Origin of the sequence: uncultured Chitinibacter sp., assembly GCF_945957625.1 — a bacterium.
Lineage (GTDB): Bacteria > Pseudomonadota > Gammaproteobacteria > Burkholderiales > Chitinibacteraceae > Chitinibacter > Chitinibacter tainanensis.
Genome location: NZ_CAMFLP010000001.1, coordinates 97,184 through 114,594 on the forward strand (window position 1 = coordinate 97,184; position 17,411 = coordinate 114,594).

Genomic DNA, 17,411 nt, shown 5'->3' on the forward strand with positions numbered 1-17,411 from the left:
GTGTTGGTATGAATTTAAAGGGTAAAAAAGTATTGGTCACTGGGGCTGATGGTTTCATAGGAAGCCATTTGGTCGAAGCTTTGCATGAGCATGGCTGTAGAGTGACGGCCCTGTCACAATATAATTCCTTTAACTACTGGGGTTGGTTGGAGGATGTGGGATGCAAATCTGAAATAGACGTGGTTTCAGGCGATGTTCGCGACCCTCATTTTTGTAAAATGATTACCAAAGATGTCGATGTAGTATTCCACTTGGCTGCCCTGATTGCAATTCCATATTCGTATGTTGCCCCAGATAGCTATGTTGATGTGAATGTACGCGGGACATTGAATATTTGCCAGGCAGCCAAGGAAAATGGAGTGTCTAGAGTAATTCACACTTCTACATCAGAAGTTTATGGAACTGCGCAGTATGTTCCAATTGATGAAAAGCATCCATTACAACCCCAGTCGCCCTATAGCGCCAGCAAAATCGGCGCAGATGCGATGGCGATGAGTTTTTATAATGCATTTGGCTTGCCGCTAACAATTGCTCGCCCATTTAATACTTATGGGCCACGCCAAAGTGCTCGTGCAGTTATCCCAACAATCATTGCTCAGATCGCATCAGGAATGAAGCAAATCAAGCTTGGAGATGTGACCCCCACTAGGGATTTTAACTACGTTGAAGATACATGCCGCGGCTTTATTCTTCTTGCCGAGAGCGATGAGGCAGTGGGAAAAACAGTCAATATTGGTTCCAATTTTGAAATATCCATTGGTGATACTCTGGCCCTAATTAAAAAAATAATGAATGCCGATGTTGAATTTCTAGTTGATGACCAGCGTATTCGGCCAGACAAGTCTGAAGTCTTTCGTCTTTGGTGTGATAACACGCTAATTAATAGCCTAACTGGTTTTACCCCTCAATATGATATTGAGGCTGGACTTCGCTCAACAGTTGAGTGGTTCACAAAGCCGGAAAACCTTAACAAATATAAGCCTGATATTTACAATGTCTGAACTCAAATCTAAACATTTTTCGCTAATTGATTGTGTCCGTCAGCGCTATGGCAAAGAAGGTTTTATTCCACTTCATGCTCCTCGCTTTGCTGGAAATGAAAAAAGGTATTTGAACGACTGCATCGACTCGACTTTTGTCTCATCAGTAGGCGCTTATGTCGATCAATTTGAAGGTATGATGAGGGACATCACAGGGGCACGTTGCGCTATTGCGACCGTTAATGGTACCGCTGCGTTACATATCGCGCTGATATTAGCTGGAGTAAAAGCGGGGGATGAAGTGATTACTCAGCCTTTGACCTTTGTTGCTACCTGCAATGCAATTAGCTACGTCAATGCTAATCCCGTATTTATTGATGTTGATTTAGACACCCTGGGGTTATCACCCAAGTCCTTATTGGAATTTCTACAGCAAAATGCCGAGTTACGTGATGGTTGTTGTTACAACCGCAAGACTGGTCGGCGTATAGCGGCAGTGCTGCCAATGCATACATTTGGCTTGCCACTGCACATCAGTGAGGTAGCTCAAATTTGCGCCGATTGGCAGATTGCAGTTGTCGAAGATGCCGCTGAGTCACTGGGGTCGCGAATTAATGGTGTTCATACTGGGCGCGTTGGACTTTTAGGCGCATTCAGTTTTAATGGCAACAAGACCGTAACTTGCGGCGGTGGAGGTTGTATCATAACGGATGATGATAAATTAGGGCATTTGGCTAAGCATTTGACCACAACAGCAAAGCAGGCACATCCATGGGCATTCCACCACGATCAGATAGCTTACAATTACAGGATGCCGAATTTAAATGCTGCGGTGGCATGCGCGCAACTAGAACGTTTGGACGAGATTTTATCGAACAAGCGGGAAACAGCAGAAATTTACATCAAGCATTGTGAGGAAGTTGGGATTGCATTTGTAAAAGAGACTCCAAATGCACAGGCTAATTATTGGCTAAATGCAGTCTTGCTCGATTCCCTTGCTGAAAGAGATGCTTTTCTAAATTACAGCAATGAAAATGGGGTCATGACACGGCCTGTTTGGGCATTGATGAATACATTGCCTGCCTTTAGTCTGGCACAATGCGCTCCTATGCCAAATGCCACTTGGCTTGCCGATCGATTGGTAAATTTGCCCAGTGGCGAGTGTACGCGATGAAACTAGTTCTAATCGGTGCAGGTGGGCACAGCCGCTCCTGTCTGGATGTGGCACTGACATCGGGCTGGGAAGTAGCAGGTTTTTTAGATCCGAAGCCAGAAGCTACTATCTTTGATTTTACACGTTTAGGTGGTGATGAATGGCTTGATAATTTGGGATCAAGAAAAAATGACTATAGTTTTCACGTCGCGGTTGGCCAGATTAAAGGCGCTGACGTTAGACGGAAAATATTTAATGATATATTGCAGCGTCAATTGCCTATTGCCACACTAATAGCATTAGATGCAAGCGTTTCAAAGTTCGCTCAAATAGGGCAGGGCTGCACAATTCATCATCACGCTATTATAAATGCTGCAACTAGTATTTCATCTAACTGTATTATTAATACCAGTGCTGTGATCGAGCATGACGTAACAGTTGGTGCACATAGCCATATTTCTACTGGTGCTATTTTAAATGGCGGAGTGCAAATAGGCGACGGCTGTATGATAGGTAGCCGAGCAGTGATATTGCCGGGACTGAAACTAGCCTCAAATACCATAATTGGTGCGGGGGCTGTAGTAACAAAATCTATTGAAAGCGCGGGCACCTGGATGGGTGTGCCGGCAAGGAGAGTGGCATGACGCCATGGAAAGATAAAGTATTCATTATCGCCGAGGCGGGTGTAAATCATAACGGCGATGTTAATTTGGCTTTACAGTTAGTCGATGCTGCGGCCGATGCGGGGGCGGATGCTGTAAAATTTCAAACTTATCGTGCTGAAGCCTTGGTTTCTCTAGATGCGGCAATGGCTGACTACCAAAAACAAAATACGGGTAAAGAAGAGTCTCAGTATGCAATGCTTAAACGGCTGGAACTGAGTGAAGAAGCACATTATTTAGTTAAGCAACGTGCGGAAAAACGTGGAATCACTTTTTTTTCCACAGCTTTTGATTCAGATAGCATCAGTTTTTTAGAGAAAATGGATATTCCATTGTGGAAAATTCCATCGGGTGAAATAACTAATTATCCATATTTGTTCCGGATTGGTACTTTGAATCGCCCAACTATCTTATCCACAGGCATGGCTAATCTGGCTGAAGTAGAAGCTGCCGTAACTGTTTTGCAAAAAGCTGGGCTGCAAAGAGAAAAGTTATGCATATTACACTGCAATACCGAATACCCGACACCAGTGTCAGATGTGAATTTACGAGCTATGATGACATTAGGGCAAGCATTTGGTGTTAGCTATGGGTATTCAGATCACACTGCAGGCGGAGAAATTAGTATCGCAGCAACAGCATTAGGTGCTGCTGTAATTGAAAAGCACTTCACACTTGATTGCAAACTGCCCGGACCGGATCATGTTGCTAGTCTCGAGCCCAAAGAATTAGCATCCATGATTACAGCAGTTCGTAACATCGAATTAGCAATGGGTAATGGTATTAAGTGCCCTACACAATCAGAAGCAAAAAATATTACTGTCGCACGTAAAAGCATTGTCGCTGCAAGAGCAATTAAAGCAGGTGAAATTTTTACTGAAACTAATTTGACTATTAGGCGTCCCGGCATTGGTTTGAGCCCAATGAATTGGCCTAATCTTTTAGGCAAGGTGGCCACAATTGATTACGCTGTTGGTGAGCTGATTCAATGAAGAAGAATATCTGTGTAGTAACATCTACACGCGCAGAGTATGGCTTGCTACGTCCATTGTTAAGTGCCTTGAGCGACAGCTTAATGTTTGAGTTACAGTTAGTCGTGACTGGAACACATCTTTCTCCTGAGTTTGGATTGACAACTCAGGCGATCATAAGTGATGGCTTCTATATTCATGATGAAGTTGAAATGCTAATGAGTGCAGATTCAGCTTCAGCTACCGCCAAAGCTATGGGCTTGACGTGCCTTGGCTTTTCGGATGTATTTAAAAGAAATCAACCTGATGCACTAATTATCCTCGGTGACCGCTACGAAATCCTTTGCGTAGCTGCAACTGCTACTGTATTTAACATACCGATAATCCATTTGCACGGCGGAGAGGTAACAGAGGGCGCGATTGATGATGTTTTTCGTCATGCTATTACCAAACTGAGTCACTTGCATTTCACATCAACGGAAATATATCGGAAGCGAGTCATCCAAATGGGGGAAATGCCTGGCTCAGTATATAACGTTGGGGCTATTGGGCTTGATAATATTAGAATGCTGCCACTGCTTCGGCGTGAAGAACTAGCTGCTCAATTAGGTATTTCTTTAGAAGTTCCGTATTTTTTAGTGACTTATCACCCTGTCACTAGAGAGCTCGGTGATAGTTTAGAGCAGGTCGATGCTTTATGTGACGCATTACTCGCACAAAGAAATACACAGGCAATTATCACAGGTGCAAATGCCGATACGGGTGGACGTGAGATTAATAAGCGATTTAAAGAGTGGGCGACTAAATTTCCCTCTCGATTACATTATTTTGAATCATTAGGCCACCTACGGTATCTGTCTGCAATGAAATCAACCATTGCAGTTGTGGGCAACTCTTCGAGTGGTATTCTAGAAGCGCCATCCTTTTGTATCCCTACTCTCAATATAGGTACAAGGCAGCAGGGGAGAATTTGTGCAAGCTCTGTTGTTCACTCTGGTTCAGACCTGAATCAAATACAAAGTGGTTTTGAAAAGATTAAGAATGAAGAATTTCTTGCTAAGTTGAGTGAAACAAAAAATCCATACGGTGATGGGATGGCTACCCAGAAAATCATTAAGGTTATGGAAGAAATTGACTTCTCGACTCTTACGACTAAAAAATTTTATGATGGCAGGTCTGAATGAGTAAAAACTGGAAAAATGCATTAGCGTTGCCAACAAAATCAATCCGTGAAGTGATTAAAATTATTGACAGAGAAGCAATGCGTGCTGCTTTTATTGTTGATGAGAAGCAGCGGTTGTTGGGAATGGTTACAGATGGTGATATTCGGCGTGGATTACTACGCGGCGTCACCTTAAGTGACCCAATAACAGAGGTGATGAATGCAAATCCACAGACTTGTACGCCTGATGAAAGTCATCAAGGGCAGATATTGAAACGCTTAGAGGTAGAACGTTTGTTGCTGATTCCAGTAGTGGAAGATGGCATTTTGGTCAATGTACTTAGTACGGAAGAGTGGCAAGCTAAGCCACGGTTTGATAACCCAGTGTTTCTGATGGCCGGCGGATTCGGATCACGGTTGCGCCCTTTGACTGATCATTGCCCTAAACCCATGTTGAAGGTTGGCGATAAACCGATACTACAATTAATAGTAGAGAGTTTTATCGATGCTGGATTTTATCGCTTTTATTTTTCAACCCACTATTTGCCTGAAGTGATCCAGTCGCATTTTGGTGATGGATCAAAATGGAACATTCAAATTGAATACGTGCATGAAGAGCAGCCATTAGGAACTGGTGGTGCTTTGGGTCTATTGCCAGAGTCAGTTGGTGAGTTACCGCTAATCATGATGAATGGTGACCTCCTAACGCGGATTGATTTTGTTGATTTATTGCAAACACACATTAATCAGCAAGCAATAGCGACAGTATGTACCCGTGAGTTTGAAATGCAAGTTCCTTATGGGGTATTGGAAACTGATTCAACTTTCTTGGTCCGCATGATAGAAAAGCCTACATATCGCTTTAACATTAATGCAGGTGTCTATGTAATAGATTCAGAATTGCGTAGACAAGTGGCACGCGGGGAGCGCATTGATATGCCAACTTTGTTAGAAAAAACCATGGAGGCTGGTAAGCGTGTTGGTACTTATGGTTTGCATGAGTATTGGTTGGATATTGGTATGATGAAAGATTTTGAAAAAGCACAGAGTGATGTTAGGAGATTTTGGGTTTGATATGAAATCATTGGCCATTATTCCTGCGAGAGCAGGTAGCAAACGCTTGCCTAAGAAAAATATTCTTGATTTGGCAGGAAAACCCTTAATTGCATGGACTATTGAAGCAGCAATAAAAAGCGGATGTTTCGATACCGTTTTGGTCAGTACGGATTCAGAAGAGTTGCGTGAAATTGCAATTAAATATGGTGCCGAAGCACCATTTTTAAGGCCATTAGAGCTGTCGAGTGATAACTCTAATTCTATTGATGTCATTAAACATGCGATACAATGGCTGCGAAATGCAGGACTTGGGCAGTCAGAGTTCACAACATTGTTACAACCTACCAGTCCTTTGCGTACTGCTGAAGATATAGTTGCGGCCTTTGACTTGCTAAATAAAAAAAATGCCAATGGCATTGTTTCTGTTTCAGAAGCTGACCATAGCCCTTTGTGGATGAATACTTTACCAAACGATGGTTCGCTTACTGATTTTATTAAACCAGAAGTCCGTGAGCTTCGCTCACAAGAGCTTCCTAAATACTATAGGCTGAATGGTGCAATTTACATTGCAAAAACAGCCAATTTATTGATTGAGAGTTCTTTTTTTGGTCAGGGGTGCTTTGCTTATATAATGAGACATGACCATTCGATTGATATAGATACAGAATTCGATTTTGTTTTTTCGGATTTTTTGATGCGAGAAAAATTTAAGTAATTCTCTGCATTAGTGTTAAGATGAAAAATGTAGGGTTTTTTTGATGGCTGTTGATTAGATAAGTGTGTTTGCGGTTTTTTTGGGGGGTGCAAGATAATTTTTCTGACTCTGTTTTGCTCGGTTATGAAAAAGACTTGGATCTTTAAGTTGTTATTTATAGTATAAAGCTCAAGCCGATAATAGTTCTGTAAGGATTGTTCATGGCTTTGATAAGGCTTCATTACAAATGAGTTTTACTTTCAGTCGTTCTTTTTGCTTTTATGTTGTGGCATTCGCTATTGCTGGCTTAACACCATTTCTGCTTTTGCCAGTACTTACAAAGAATATGTCTCCACATAGCTTTGGTGAAGTCACCTCGTTCGTTATATGGGTGGGTTTATTAGCAAACATAGCTGGGCTTTGTGCCCATGGTTTTATATCTGTCCGATTTTATAAGGTAGATGCTGAGAAATTTAGAAGCGTTGTATTTAGTTCTATAGTCACTGTGGCTGTAGCACATCTTATAGCGTTCATTCTAATGATGGCTGCCTATAAATTGATCGCAGATATAGTGAGTTTGCCAATGAATTATGCTTTGCTTGCAGTTGTGTGCTCATTTTTCGTTAGTTTGAATTTACAGTGTCTAACTATTTTTCAAGTAAATAATAGAGCTGAATTGTTTTTGCTTGCACGAGGAGTGCAAGCGTTGATTGAATTGTTATTTTGTTTCATATTACTATATTTTTTCACAACTGAATCAAGTGCTCGTATTTATTCCTATACTTTTGCGATTTTTGCTAGCTCCATCCTTGGAGTTTTTTTAATTTGGCGACTTGGGTGTGTAGTAGTGGGTAATTACTTTGTTGATGGTGTTGAACTGTTGAAATTTAGTTATCCATTGATTCCACATGTTCTGGCTGGAACTGCGCTCGCTAGTGTGGATCGACTAGTGGTATCAACGAAGCTGGGTGCTGGTAGTCTAGGGATTTACATGGTCGCAATGCAAGTTGGTATGGCGATGCTAATTCTAATTGATCCTCTTAATAAGTCACTTATGCCATGGTTGTTTAGGCAGCTGAAAGATGGAAGTTATCTGACTCGTCGACTCATTGTAGTAAGAACATATCAACTATTTTTGGTTTTAATTTTGGCTGGTATTATTTTATGTTCTGTAGCCTACTACTGTTTTGATATGTTTGTTGATGATCGGTATGCTTACTCGCGCCATTTGATTCCGTGGTTTGTTGCTGGTTTCGTGATTCAAGGCATGTACTATACACAAGTAAATTATTTATTCTATGCGGAGCGTACAGCTTTGTTGTCAGCTGTAACAACGTCAATCGCAATTATAGGATGGGGAATTTCTTGGAAATTGACTTCTGCTTACGAGCTTAATGGTGCCGCAGTGTCTTTCTTTGTCAATAGTTTGTTGCTTTTTATTACGGTTTGGGTCGTTTCCTCTAGAGTTATCCCAATGCCGTGGAAGTTAGGGTGATTTGTGAAAATTCCAGAAATTCCTTTGTTGAAGTGTTCAAGTACTTACGCCTATCGTCTTATTGAAGTATCTAGAAAGTTTGGAGAGTCACGGTATAAATTTCATCGGAGAGTTAATTGGTCTTATCGCTATTCTAGCTTGTTTTATGATAAGGAAGCGGCTTTTTTTCTAAAAAATCCGCGGCTATATATGGAAAACAAAATCGAACAAAGCGGGGAATTGGAAGATGTATTCAAAAATAAACTGCAGTTCAGTCAAGTTTTTGTTGTCGTTATCAAGGTTTTCGCTCATTGGCTCTTTTATATCGCTGGGCTATTTTTTTTTCGTGGACATGCTGCAGAGTCTAGAATTTACAGAAAAGCGTACGTTGACGATATTGAGCTTGTTTTCGACCCTGAGCAAGAAAATGTTCTGCGTGCAGTATATCCATTTCCACTAAATTTAAAGAGACAATTGCGTTATTTTAAGTTTCTTTTTAAGAAAGGGTACAAGTTTAAAACGGACGGCAATCAGTACTCACCAATTGATTTGATGAGATTCTTATGGTGTCGTGACTTGTGTTCGCTCCAAAGAATGGAATCGCGAGCTCAGATTAGGCACGCGTTTGAGGTCGCCGCACTTGGCTTTGAGGTAATTCAAGTTTCAGATGAGTTTGATGTCGGAAGTTTAGATTTTGCTAGAGCAATACGTAGATTTCCTATTCGCATAATTAATAGCGCACATGGAGTAGGTAGCTATCTGCCTGTGCATGCTTATCATGAATTTCATGTTTTGACTAATAGGCAACGCATGTATTACAAATCGATTTACGAATGTAGCTATAAAATTAGGTGCTTAAATACAAAAAATCACATTGCTCGTCCAGTTGCATTGGATAATGAAAACTCGAAAAAAAGGCTCGTTTTTATTGGGCAAACTTCTTCAAGTGTTACGAAAGTCGTTGCAGATGCAGAGTTGGAGGTGATGGCAAGGCTCGCAACGCAATTTTCATCCTCTGAGGTAATTGAGCTTTTGTATAAGCCACATCCCAATAATCATGAGCCAATTATGCATAAAGGGTTTAAGTTGCTTCGTGATCTGGAGGTTGTAAATGGTCGATCTAATGTGATATTTGTATCTTTGTTTTCTACTTGTTATCTTGATCCAAATTTTGTTGGTAAAAAAATACTAGTCAGGACGAAATTAATATATCCAGAGTTGATTTTTGATGATCTGCAAGATATCTATACGCTGGAACAGTTGGTTGAGTACCTGAGTGAAAATGACATTGGCAAAGTCGCAATAAATTGAACTGAAAGTTCAGTGATTTATATTGCTGATATTGTACATGGGGCTATATATTGTTACGATCTTCTAAGTGCTTTCCTAATGATTCTTCTGTGTTATTAGGAGTGGCTTTTGTTTTTTTAATATTGCTGCTTTTTGCAATGCAGATGCCTGAAACTTTATTTATGGGGGCACTACTTTGCTGCTTATATGCTTGCAGATTTTTGGGTGAGCCGAACGTCTCATCGAACATGCTTTTAATAGTTAATTTCTTTGTGCTGGCATTTCTTCCTGGAATTGTAGGTATGAATCATGGTGTCAGCACACTGTTTTATTTTTTTTCAACGTTGGCTGTATTTTTTGCAGCAAAGAGCTTTTGTTGCAACACGGTAGAGTATGTGCTTGGTTGTCTGAGAATAGTATATGCCATTGCTGTATGCTGTATTTTTCTGGCGCTTTACGCTTATTGGGATATTCCAGAGCCGTTAGGGCAGGTATTTCCAGGCTCAAGTACAAATGGTATTCCATCATATTTAATTGTACTGCAAGCAATGCTATCTATTACTACTTTTTTTGCTTTAAGAAGATTACCCCTTATTTCTGCCGGCTTTACAGTAGTGGTTGCTTTTTTTGGTCTTGGGCGTGGTTCGCTAATTGTTTCTGTGCTAATACTTCTTGCAAGTGCAGCAATTAATTTTTTTTTCGGAAGAGTTTCAAAATTACAGCGAATCTGTATTTTTGTTGCTTTTTTGGTTTGTGTAATAGCTATTGCGTTTTATGTGGACATTCTAAAGTCTGCTTTAGTTGATACAACAAAATTGCAGGAGGGTCTGGTTGATCCATATCGAATGGAGATATTTAGGCAATATATAGCTAAAATTGATGCTCTTTCGTTCATCACGGGGGCTTCATATAGTGGAACTGTTGTTGAGTCGCAGTATGATGGTAATCCACATATATCATTTATTCGAGTTCATTCTCTTCTTGGGATTTTTGGCCTTCTTTTTGTTTTTTTTAGTCCGTTATTTATAATGGTTGCAAAGAAAAAATTGCTAGATAAGTTCGTTACGTTGCTGTTTATTAGCCTAATGTTATTAAGGGCGTTGTCTGAACCTATCCTGTTTCCAAGTTTGTTGGATTTTTTCTATTTTAGTATGTTTTTTTTGTTCTATGGTTATGCTCAAGGCGAAAAGTCTATTCACTCTCGGATTGGCCTCGAAAAGCGGTTTGCATAATACGTTTCTGGTAAAGCTAATCCCTAGGACGGCTAAAGTCTAATGTGGAATCTTTTTTATAAAAAATAGTTGGACTTTAGTCTGGCAAGACTATTTAGTTGATTTTTGTTTTGAATCGACTTGGCTGTGCGCCAAGAGTTGTGAGCGGTTTCTTTTACGTAAGTTGCAGTGTGAAGAGTATTGCTTCAAAAGTTTTTATTTCTCAGTCTTAATGTCTAGGTGGTTTGGGTGATTAAATATCTATGGTCAAAATTTGCTAAAAAGGTACGATTGGCTTCAATTAGAAATTCGCTGATTCACAAGACTGCTGCGGTTGAGGCGGGAAGCTCTTTGTATTGCTCAACGATGGGTAAGTATAGTTTTTGCGGTTATGATTGTGAAATTTACTATTCATTGATTGGTAATTATTGCTCTATTGCAAATAATGTGACGATTGGAGGTGCTCGCCATCCTATGGAATGGATTGGGATGTCCCCTGTATTTTATGCGGGACGTGATAGTGTCAAGAAAAAGTTTTCTGAGTTTGAATTAGATGATATACGGACAACAAATATTGGAAATGATGTGTGGATTGGTAAGTCCGCAATAGTCTTATCGGGAGTTACTATAGGTAATGGTGCAGTAGTGGGGGCTGGCTCTGTTGTTACAAAGGACGTAGCTCCCTATGCAATAGTTGCTGGCAATCCTGCCAAAGTTATTCGCTATAGATTTTCAGAAGAGATTCGAGAAGGTTTAGAGAAATGTAATTGGTGGGATCTAGATGACCAGCGATTGCAATCGGTGTCACATTTGGTGCGTGAGCCATCGAGTTTTATTAAAGCCTTGAGCGGTAAAAGTGATAGCAAATAATAGGTTATAAATTGGGTTGATTGTTATGACAAACTTAGATACTAAAATCTGTAGTAATTGCATCATGGATCATTCTGATCCAAATATCAATTTTGATAACGAGGGTGTCTGTGAATACTGCACCAATTTTAATGATTATGTGAAGCCTAGCTGGGATGTTGGTATTAAGGGAGTGGAGTCATTACAGAAAACTGCTGATTCAATAAAGAAAGACGGTGTCGGGAAAGATTTTGACTGTATCATTGGCCTCAGTGGTGGTCTCGACAGTTCCTACGTTGCCTATGTCGCGAAAGAGAAAATGGGGCTTCGCCCCTTGCTGTTCCATGTTGATGCAGGATGGAATACAGACCAAGCGGTCGGTAATATTGAAAAGCTTGTTGATGGACTGGGTCTCGACCTTTATACCGAAGTTGTAAACTGGGAGGCCGTGAAGCGGATGCAAGTAGCATTCTTGCGTTCCGGTATTCCAGATCAAGATCTAGTTCAAGATGCTGCCTTTTTCTCTGGTCTATATAAATTTGCTCGTAAGTATAAAATCAAGCATATTATTACGGGTTCCAATTACTCCACTGAATGTTGCCGAGAGCCAGAAGAATGGGGGGGGTACCTCGGTATTGATAAGACGCTTTTTGGCGATATTTGGCAGAAATGTGGAGATGGCAAACCAAACAATGAGTTTCCTCTCGTGGACATTCTTGTATATAAACTTTGGTATCAAAAAGTATTAGGTATGAAGGTGCATCATCCCCTTAATATGGTGCCGTATCTTAAAAAAGATGCTGAAGATGAATTGGAGCGTTTGTTTGGTTGGCAGCGTTTTCAGCATAAACACCATGAATCACGTTTTACCCGGTTTTATGAAGATTTTTGGTTGCCGCGTCGTTTTGGCTTTGAAAAGCGGCGTGCCCATTTTTCTAGTTTGATTATGACGGGCCAAATGTCGCGTGATGAAGCATTAGAACGCATATCACGCCCAGAAATGGATGAACATTTTCTAAAGCAAGAGTTTGAATATGTCGCCCATAAACTAGGTCTGACTGTTTTAGAGCTTCAGCAATTATTTGATTCGCCAAAGAAAACGTATCGCGATTATAAGAATAAACGCTCGCTGATTAGTGCTGGAGCGAATATAATGCGTCGGTTGGGTCTAGAAAAAAGGCATTTTAGATGATTAGAATTGTTGACTATGGAGTTGGCAACATACAGGCCTTTCTCACATTATTTAAGCGCTTGGGTGTTGAGGCAAAGCGTGCTGCAACACCAGCAGAGTTGGCAGATGCAACTAGGCTTATTTTGCCAGGTGTCGGGCATTTTGATCATGCGATGCAATGTTTAAATGATTCGGGATTAAGAGCCACTTTGGAAGAGCTGGTTTTTGTAAAAAAAGTGCCCATTATAGGTATTTGCGTCGGTATGCAAATGCTAGCTGATAGCTCTGACGAGGGAGTGTTACCTGGTCTAGGTTGGATCCCTGGTCGTGTCCGTGCATTTACTAACATACCTGATTTGGCTGGCATGCCCATGCCTCATATGGGTTGGAACGAGTTAGCCCCTTCTTCAAAAAGTTCTTTGTTCGATGGTGATTTAAAAGAGCGCCCTGAGTTTTATTTTTTACATTCATACTTCTTTGATCCGATTGATTCAGCTGATATCGCCGCGTATGCAAACTATGGCATTGATTTTGCAGCTGTTGTTTCTCGTGGACATATTCATGGGGTGCAATGCCACCCAGAAAAAAGTCATCACTGGGGTGTTCAGTTGTTTAAAAATTTTATAGAGCGTTAAAGCGATGCTTAGACCACGTATCATTCCATGCCTACTAATTCATAAAGGTGGCTTGGTTAAGACGCAAGCTTTTAAAGATGCTAGGTATGTTGGAGATCCTATCAATGCAGTTAAAATCTTCAACGAGAAAGAAGCCGATGAATTGATGGTGATTGATATTGATGCAACTGTCAATAAAGTGGAACCCAATTTTGATCTGATTGCTAAATTAGCAGCTGAGTGTCAAATGCCCTTGTGTTATGGCGGTGGTATTACCACTGCACATCAAGTTTCTAGAATAATTGATATGGGTGTTGAAAAAGTCGCAGTAAGTTCTGCTGCTATTGAACGTCCATCTTTATTAAGCGAAATGGCTGATGCTGTTGGCAGTCAATCAGTGGTTGCAGTTGCTGATTTGAGAAAGAAAACTGGTTTTTTTGCCAAAGGCTATGAAGTCTTTACGCATAATGGCGAAAAAAAACATAGAATTGATCCTGCGCAGCTAATTCTTCAATTCCAAGAAGCAGGAGCTGGTGAGATTGTTATCAATTCAATTGACCGTGATGGGGTGATGACTGGCTATGATCTAGGCTTGGCTAAAGAGCTGCAATCGATTGTTAAAGTTCCATTCACGTTTTTGGGTGGAGCAGGTTCATTCGAACATATTCATGCACTAATTGCTCAGTCAGGTGTGGTGGGGGCCGCGGCAGGTAGTTTTTTCGTTTTCAAGGGCAAATATAGGGCGGTTTTAATTAGTTATCCGACTCCTGAGCAGAAAAGGAAGTTGTGTCATTCTGCGTTAAACGAATTTAAAAAGATGTAGAGAGAATAGCATGTTTGCAGATAAGGTTTTATTAATAACTGGTGGGACAGGTTCGTTTGGTAACGCTGTTCTGCGTCGTTTTTTAGATTCTGATATTGCTGAAATTCGTGTATTTTCTCGCGATGAGAAAAAGCAAGATGATATGCGAAAAAAATATAATACGCCGAAGCTGAAATTTTATATCGGTGATGTGCGTGATTATCAGTCAATCTTAAGCGCGACACGAGGAGTTGATTACATTTACCATGCAGCAGCGTTGAAACAAGTTCCTTCGTGTGAATTTCATCCGATGGAAGCGGTAAAAACGAACGTCTTAGGCACCGAAAACGTTTTAGAAGCTGCAATTGTGAATGGTATTAAACGTGTTGTATGTTTAAGTACAGACAAAGCGGTTTACCCAATTAATGCAATGGGTATTTCAAAAGCCATGATGGAAAAAGTCATGGTGGCTAAATCGCGTAATGTGGATGACAGCAAGACTGTGATTTGTGGTACACGTTACGGTAATGTGATGGCTTCGCGTGGTTCGGTAATTCCGTTGTTTATTGATCAAATTCGTGCGGGTAAGCCCATTACAATCACTGATCCATCAATGACACGCTTCATGATGACGTTGGATGATGCTGTAGAGCTAGTTCTCTACGCATTTGCGCATGGTGCAAATGGTGATATTTTTGTACAAAAAGCTCCCGCAGCTACTGTTGAAGTATTGACTCGTGCATTGCTAGATATTGTAGGAAAACCAGATCATCAAGTGAATGTCATTGGTACCCGCCATGGTGAAAAACTTTACGAGGCATTGTTGAGCCGGGAAGAGATGCTAGCGGCCGAAGATCTTGGTGGCTATTACCGTGTGCCCCCTGATTTGCGCGACTTGAATTATAGCAAGTTTGTTGAGCAGGGTGATGCTCGTATTTCTGAGGTTGAAGATTACAATTCTCACAATACAGAGCGTCTTGATGTAGATGGTATGAAAAATTTGCTATTTAAACTAGATTTTATTCGTGCGATTCATGCTGGTGAAGATGTGCAGGCCGAGGATTAAGACATGAAAATCTTGATCACTGGTTCCAATGGTTTTATTGGGAAAAATTTGCGAGTACATTTAAAAGAAGCTGGCTACAAAGATATTATTTGTATTGATCGCGAGTCCACTTCTTCTGATTTGCATGAAGGCTTAAAGATAGCAGATTTCATTTTTCATCTTGCGGGGATTAATCGGCCAAAAGATGTTAGTGAATTACACTCCGGCAATGTCGGATTGACTACGGAAATTATTGCGGTTTTGAATGACTTGGGCCGTTCTGTTCCGATTGTCTATACATCGTCCATTCAGGCGGAAATTGACAATCCTTATGGGAATAGCAAATCTGCTGCTGAAGATCTATTACGTCAGTATCAAATGAAAGCAGGCACATCAGTGTATATATACCGACTGCCAAACGTTTTTGGTAAGTGGTGCCGTCCCAATTATAATTCCGCAGTCGCAACTTTTTGCCATAATACAGCGCATAATTTGCCGATTACGATTAACGATGCAAATGCGCCATTGCAGCTTGTTTATATTGATGATGTTTGTGAAAGCTTTATCTCATCGCTGACTCTGCAGCCACCCGCAGGCCAGATAGATATATCGACTGTTTATAATACTACGGTAGGGTATGTCGCTGAATGCATTGCCCGGTTTAAGTCTAGCAGAGATACCATCATTACTGAGCCGGTCGGCACAGGTTTAATGCGGGCTTTGTACTCAACCTACGTCAGTTATTTAGCAACTGATGATTTTTCCTATCAAGTGCCTAGTTATGGTGATGCACGAGGCGTGTTTGTTGAAATGCTAAAGACGCCGGATTGTGGTCAGTTTTCATTCTTCACCGCACATCCTGGAATTACACGTGGTGGTCATTACCACCATACTAAAACAGAAAAATTCTTGGTGATTAAGGGTGAAGCTAGGTTTGGTTTTCGCCATATCTTAACTGGCGAGAGAATTGAGCTGATTACTCAAGGTGCGAATCCACGGATTGTAGAGACAATTCCAGGTTGGGCACATGATATTACAAATATTGGGCAAGATGAAATGCTTGTGATGCTCTGGGCAAATGAAATTTTTGACCGCCAGAAGCCGGACACGGTTTCACATGAGGTTTAAAGAGATTAAAGAGAATGAAGAAATTAAAAGTAGCGACAGTAGTTGGCACTCGCCCAGAAATTATCCGCCTATCGCGTGTTTTGGCTAAACTGGATCAATATTGTGATCATACTTTGATTCATACTGGGCAAAATTATGATTATGAATTAAATCAAATTTTTTTTGATGACTTGGGTGTTCGTAAGCCCGATTTCTTCCTCAATGCTGCGGGTAAGAATGCGGCAGAAACAATTGGACAGGTAATCATTGCTGTTGATGGACCTTTGGAAGAAGTCAAGCCTGATGCGTTACTGGTTTTAGGTGATACAAATAGCTGTTTGGCGGCAATTCCAGCTAAACGCCGTAAGATTCCAATTTTTCATATGGAAGCAGGGAATCGTTGTTTTGATCAGCGTGTGCCAGAAGAAACAAACCGAAAAATTGTCGATCATACTGCCGATATTAATCTGACTTATAGTGACATAGCACGAGAATATCTTTTGCGTGAAGGCTTAGCTGCAGATAGAATTATCAAAACTGGTAGCCCAATGTATGAGGTATTGATGCATTATCGAGAGGGTATTGATGATTCAGATATTTTGAGCCGCTTGAGTTTAGGTGTGGGTAAATATTTTGTGGTTAGTGCTCATCGCGAAGAAAATATCGATTCTGATATTAATTTAGCGAAACTGGCCGAAACTCTTAATGGAGTTGCCGAAAAATATGGCGAGCCAGTCATTGTGTCCACCCATCCGCGGACTCAAAAACGGATTGACGCTAAAGGTATTCAATTTCACCCTTTGGTAAATTTGTTAAGACCATTAGGCTTTAAAGATTATGTGCGCTTGCAGCGCGATGCAAGAGCAGTTTTATCTGATAGTGGAACAATCTCGGAAGAATCATCAATCTTGAATTTTCCAGCTGTTAATATTCGTGAAGCACACGAACGCCCTGAAGCGATGGAAGAAGCATCTGTGATGATGACTGGGGTTGATATTGAGCGAGTTTTGCAGGCATTAGAAATCTTGGTTGACCAGCCTCGATCTAATGTTCGCTTGTTGCGACCTGTAGCAGATTATTCGATGCCGAATGTTTCTGATAAAGTTGTACGTATTATTCATAGTTATACCGACTATGTTAATCGCGTTGTATGGAAGAAATAGGATAAGT

At 40.8% G+C, this 17,411-nt stretch carries 17 protein-coding genes; all 17 read left to right on the top strand.

The annotated features are described in order from the left end of the window. The first annotated feature begins 8 nt into the window (after window positions 1–8). The 17 genes from QV747_RS00440 to wecB all read left to right on the top strand — a co-directional run bounded on the left by QV747_RS00440 (window position 9) and on the right by wecB (window position 17,404). Window positions 9–1,001 (top strand): NAD-dependent 4,6-dehydratase LegB, encoded by a 993-nt coding sequence (locus QV747_RS00440; protein ID WP_273428508.1) that lies wholly within the window; start codon window positions 9–11, stop codon window positions 999–1,001. Beyond that, complete coding sequence (locus QV747_RS00445; protein ID WP_273428506.1) at window positions 994–2,154, top strand: LegC family aminotransferase; 1,161 nt, start codon at window positions 994–996, stop codon at window positions 2,152–2,154. Before QV747_RS00440 ends, QV747_RS00445 begins: the two co-directional genes overlap by 8 nt. After that, complete coding sequence (locus QV747_RS00450) at window positions 2,151–2,777, top strand: acetyltransferase (protein ID WP_273428504.1); 627 nt, start codon at window positions 2,151–2,153, stop codon at window positions 2,775–2,777. The genes QV747_RS00445 and QV747_RS00450 overlap by 4 nt, the downstream gene beginning before the upstream one ends. Continuing rightward, entirely contained in the window at window positions 2,774–3,787 is a 1,014-nt protein-coding gene (neuB, locus tag QV747_RS00455; RefSeq protein WP_273428502.1) for an N-acetylneuraminate synthase, read from the top strand. The genes QV747_RS00450 and neuB overlap by 4 nt, the downstream gene beginning before the upstream one ends. Then, window positions 3,784–4,950: a UDP-N-acetylglucosamine 2-epimerase gene (neuC, locus tag QV747_RS00460; RefSeq protein ID WP_273428499.1), complete on the top strand. Its 1,167-nt coding sequence runs from the start codon at window positions 3,784–3,786 to the stop codon at window positions 4,948–4,950. The genes neuB and neuC overlap by 4 nt, the downstream gene beginning before the upstream one ends. Continuing rightward, entirely contained in the window at window positions 4,947–6,002 is a 1,056-nt protein-coding gene (locus tag QV747_RS00465) for a nucleotidyltransferase family protein (protein ID WP_273428497.1), read from the top strand. The genes neuC and QV747_RS00465 overlap by 4 nt, the downstream gene beginning before the upstream one ends. Continuing rightward, window positions 5,980–6,699, top strand: coding sequence for a cytidylyltransferase domain-containing protein (locus QV747_RS00470; RefSeq protein WP_273428495.1), 720 nt, complete (start codon window positions 5,980–5,982; stop codon window positions 6,697–6,699). Before QV747_RS00465 ends, QV747_RS00470 begins: the two co-directional genes overlap by 23 nt. A gap of 226 nt (window positions 6,700–6,925) precedes the next feature. Continuing rightward, a complete protein-coding gene (locus tag QV747_RS00475; RefSeq protein ID WP_273428493.1) occupies window positions 6,926–8,173 on the top strand; it encodes a lipopolysaccharide biosynthesis protein in 1,248 nt (415 codons plus the stop codon). 3 nt (window positions 8,174–8,176) lie between these two features. After that, window positions 8,177–9,463, top strand: a complete 1,287-nt coding sequence (locus QV747_RS00480; protein WP_273428491.1) for a hypothetical protein — start codon at window positions 8,177–8,179, stop codon at window positions 9,461–9,463. Window positions 9,464–9,552: 89 nt separating this feature from the next. Then, window positions 9,553–10,674 (top strand): hypothetical protein, encoded by a 1,122-nt coding sequence (locus QV747_RS00485; RefSeq protein WP_273428488.1) that lies wholly within the window; start codon window positions 9,553–9,555, stop codon window positions 10,672–10,674. A 228-nt stretch (window positions 10,675–10,902) separates the two neighbouring features. Continuing rightward, on the top strand, window positions 10,903–11,523 hold the full coding sequence (locus tag QV747_RS16565) for a CatB-related O-acetyltransferase (protein ID WP_373317267.1): 621 nt from the start codon (window positions 10,903–10,905) through the stop codon (window positions 11,521–11,523). A gap of 25 nt (window positions 11,524–11,548) precedes the next feature. After that, a complete protein-coding gene (locus tag QV747_RS00495) occupies window positions 11,549–12,694 on the top strand; it encodes an N-acetyl sugar amidotransferase (RefSeq protein WP_273428486.1) in 1,146 nt (381 codons plus the stop codon). After that, on the top strand, window positions 12,691–13,308 hold the full coding sequence (gene hisH / locus QV747_RS00500; protein ID WP_273428484.1) for an imidazole glycerol phosphate synthase subunit HisH: 618 nt from the start codon (window positions 12,691–12,693) through the stop codon (window positions 13,306–13,308). The genes QV747_RS00495 and hisH overlap by 4 nt, the downstream gene beginning before the upstream one ends. Window positions 13,309–13,312: 4 nt before the next feature. Then, a complete protein-coding gene (locus QV747_RS00505) occupies window positions 13,313–14,110 on the top strand; it encodes an AglZ/HisF2 family acetamidino modification protein (protein ID WP_273428481.1) in 798 nt (265 codons plus the stop codon). Between the two features lie 10 nt (window positions 14,111–14,120). Beyond that, on the top strand, window positions 14,121–15,155 hold the full coding sequence (locus tag QV747_RS00510; protein WP_273428478.1) for a polysaccharide biosynthesis protein: 1,035 nt from the start codon (window positions 14,121–14,123) through the stop codon (window positions 15,153–15,155). 3 nt (window positions 15,156–15,158) lie between these two features. Further along, entirely contained in the window at window positions 15,159–16,262 is a 1,104-nt protein-coding gene (locus QV747_RS00515) for a capsular polysaccharide biosynthesis protein CapF (protein ID WP_273428475.1), read from the top strand. Between the two features lie 14 nt (window positions 16,263–16,276). After that, complete coding sequence (gene wecB / locus QV747_RS00520; protein ID WP_273428473.1) at window positions 16,277–17,404, top strand: non-hydrolyzing UDP-N-acetylglucosamine 2-epimerase; 1,128 nt, start codon at window positions 16,277–16,279, stop codon at window positions 17,402–17,404. Window positions 17,405–17,411 lie beyond the last annotated feature (7 nt).

Excerpts from the sequence above, each read along its gene's own strand:
- QV747_RS00450 (WP_273428504.1), top strand. The coding sequence starts at position 2,151 with ATGAAACTAGTTCTAATCGGTGCAGGTGGGCACAGCCGCTCCTGTCTG.
- neuC (WP_273428499.1), top strand. The coding sequence starts at position 3,784 with ATGAAGAAGAATATCTGTGTAGTAACATCTACACGCGCAGAGTATGGC.
- QV747_RS00470 (WP_273428495.1), top strand. The coding sequence starts at position 5,980 with ATGTTAGGAGATTTTGGGTTTGATATGAAATCATTGGCCATTATTCCT.
- QV747_RS00515 (WP_273428475.1), top strand. The coding sequence starts at position 15,159 with ATGAAAATCTTGATCACTGGTTCCAATGGTTTTATTGGGAAAAATTTG.
- QV747_RS00510 (WP_273428478.1), top strand. The coding sequence starts at position 14,121 with ATGTTTGCAGATAAGGTTTTATTAATAACTGGTGGGACAGGTTCGTTT.
- QV747_RS00440 (WP_273428508.1), top strand. The coding sequence starts at position 9 with ATGAATTTAAAGGGTAAAAAAGTATTGGTCACTGGGGCTGATGGTTTC.
- QV747_RS00475 (WP_273428493.1), top strand. The coding sequence starts at position 6,926 with ATGAGTTTTACTTTCAGTCGTTCTTTTTGCTTTTATGTTGTGGCATTC.
- QV747_RS00505 (WP_273428481.1), top strand. The coding sequence starts at position 13,313 with ATGCTTAGACCACGTATCATTCCATGCCTACTAATTCATAAAGGTGGC.
- wecB (WP_273428473.1), top strand. The coding sequence starts at position 16,277 with ATGAAGAAATTAAAAGTAGCGACAGTAGTTGGCACTCGCCCAGAAATT.
- QV747_RS00445 (WP_273428506.1), top strand. The coding sequence starts at position 994 with ATGTCTGAACTCAAATCTAAACATTTTTCGCTAATTGATTGTGTCCGT.
- QV747_RS00495 (WP_273428486.1), top strand. The coding sequence starts at position 11,549 with ATGACAAACTTAGATACTAAAATCTGTAGTAATTGCATCATGGATCAT.
- QV747_RS00465 (WP_273428497.1), top strand. The coding sequence starts at position 4,947 with ATGAGTAAAAACTGGAAAAATGCATTAGCGTTGCCAACAAAATCAATC.
- hisH (WP_273428484.1), top strand. The coding sequence starts at position 12,691 with ATGATTAGAATTGTTGACTATGGAGTTGGCAACATACAGGCCTTTCTC.
- neuB (WP_273428502.1), top strand. The coding sequence starts at position 2,774 with ATGACGCCATGGAAAGATAAAGTATTCATTATCGCCGAGGCGGGTGTA.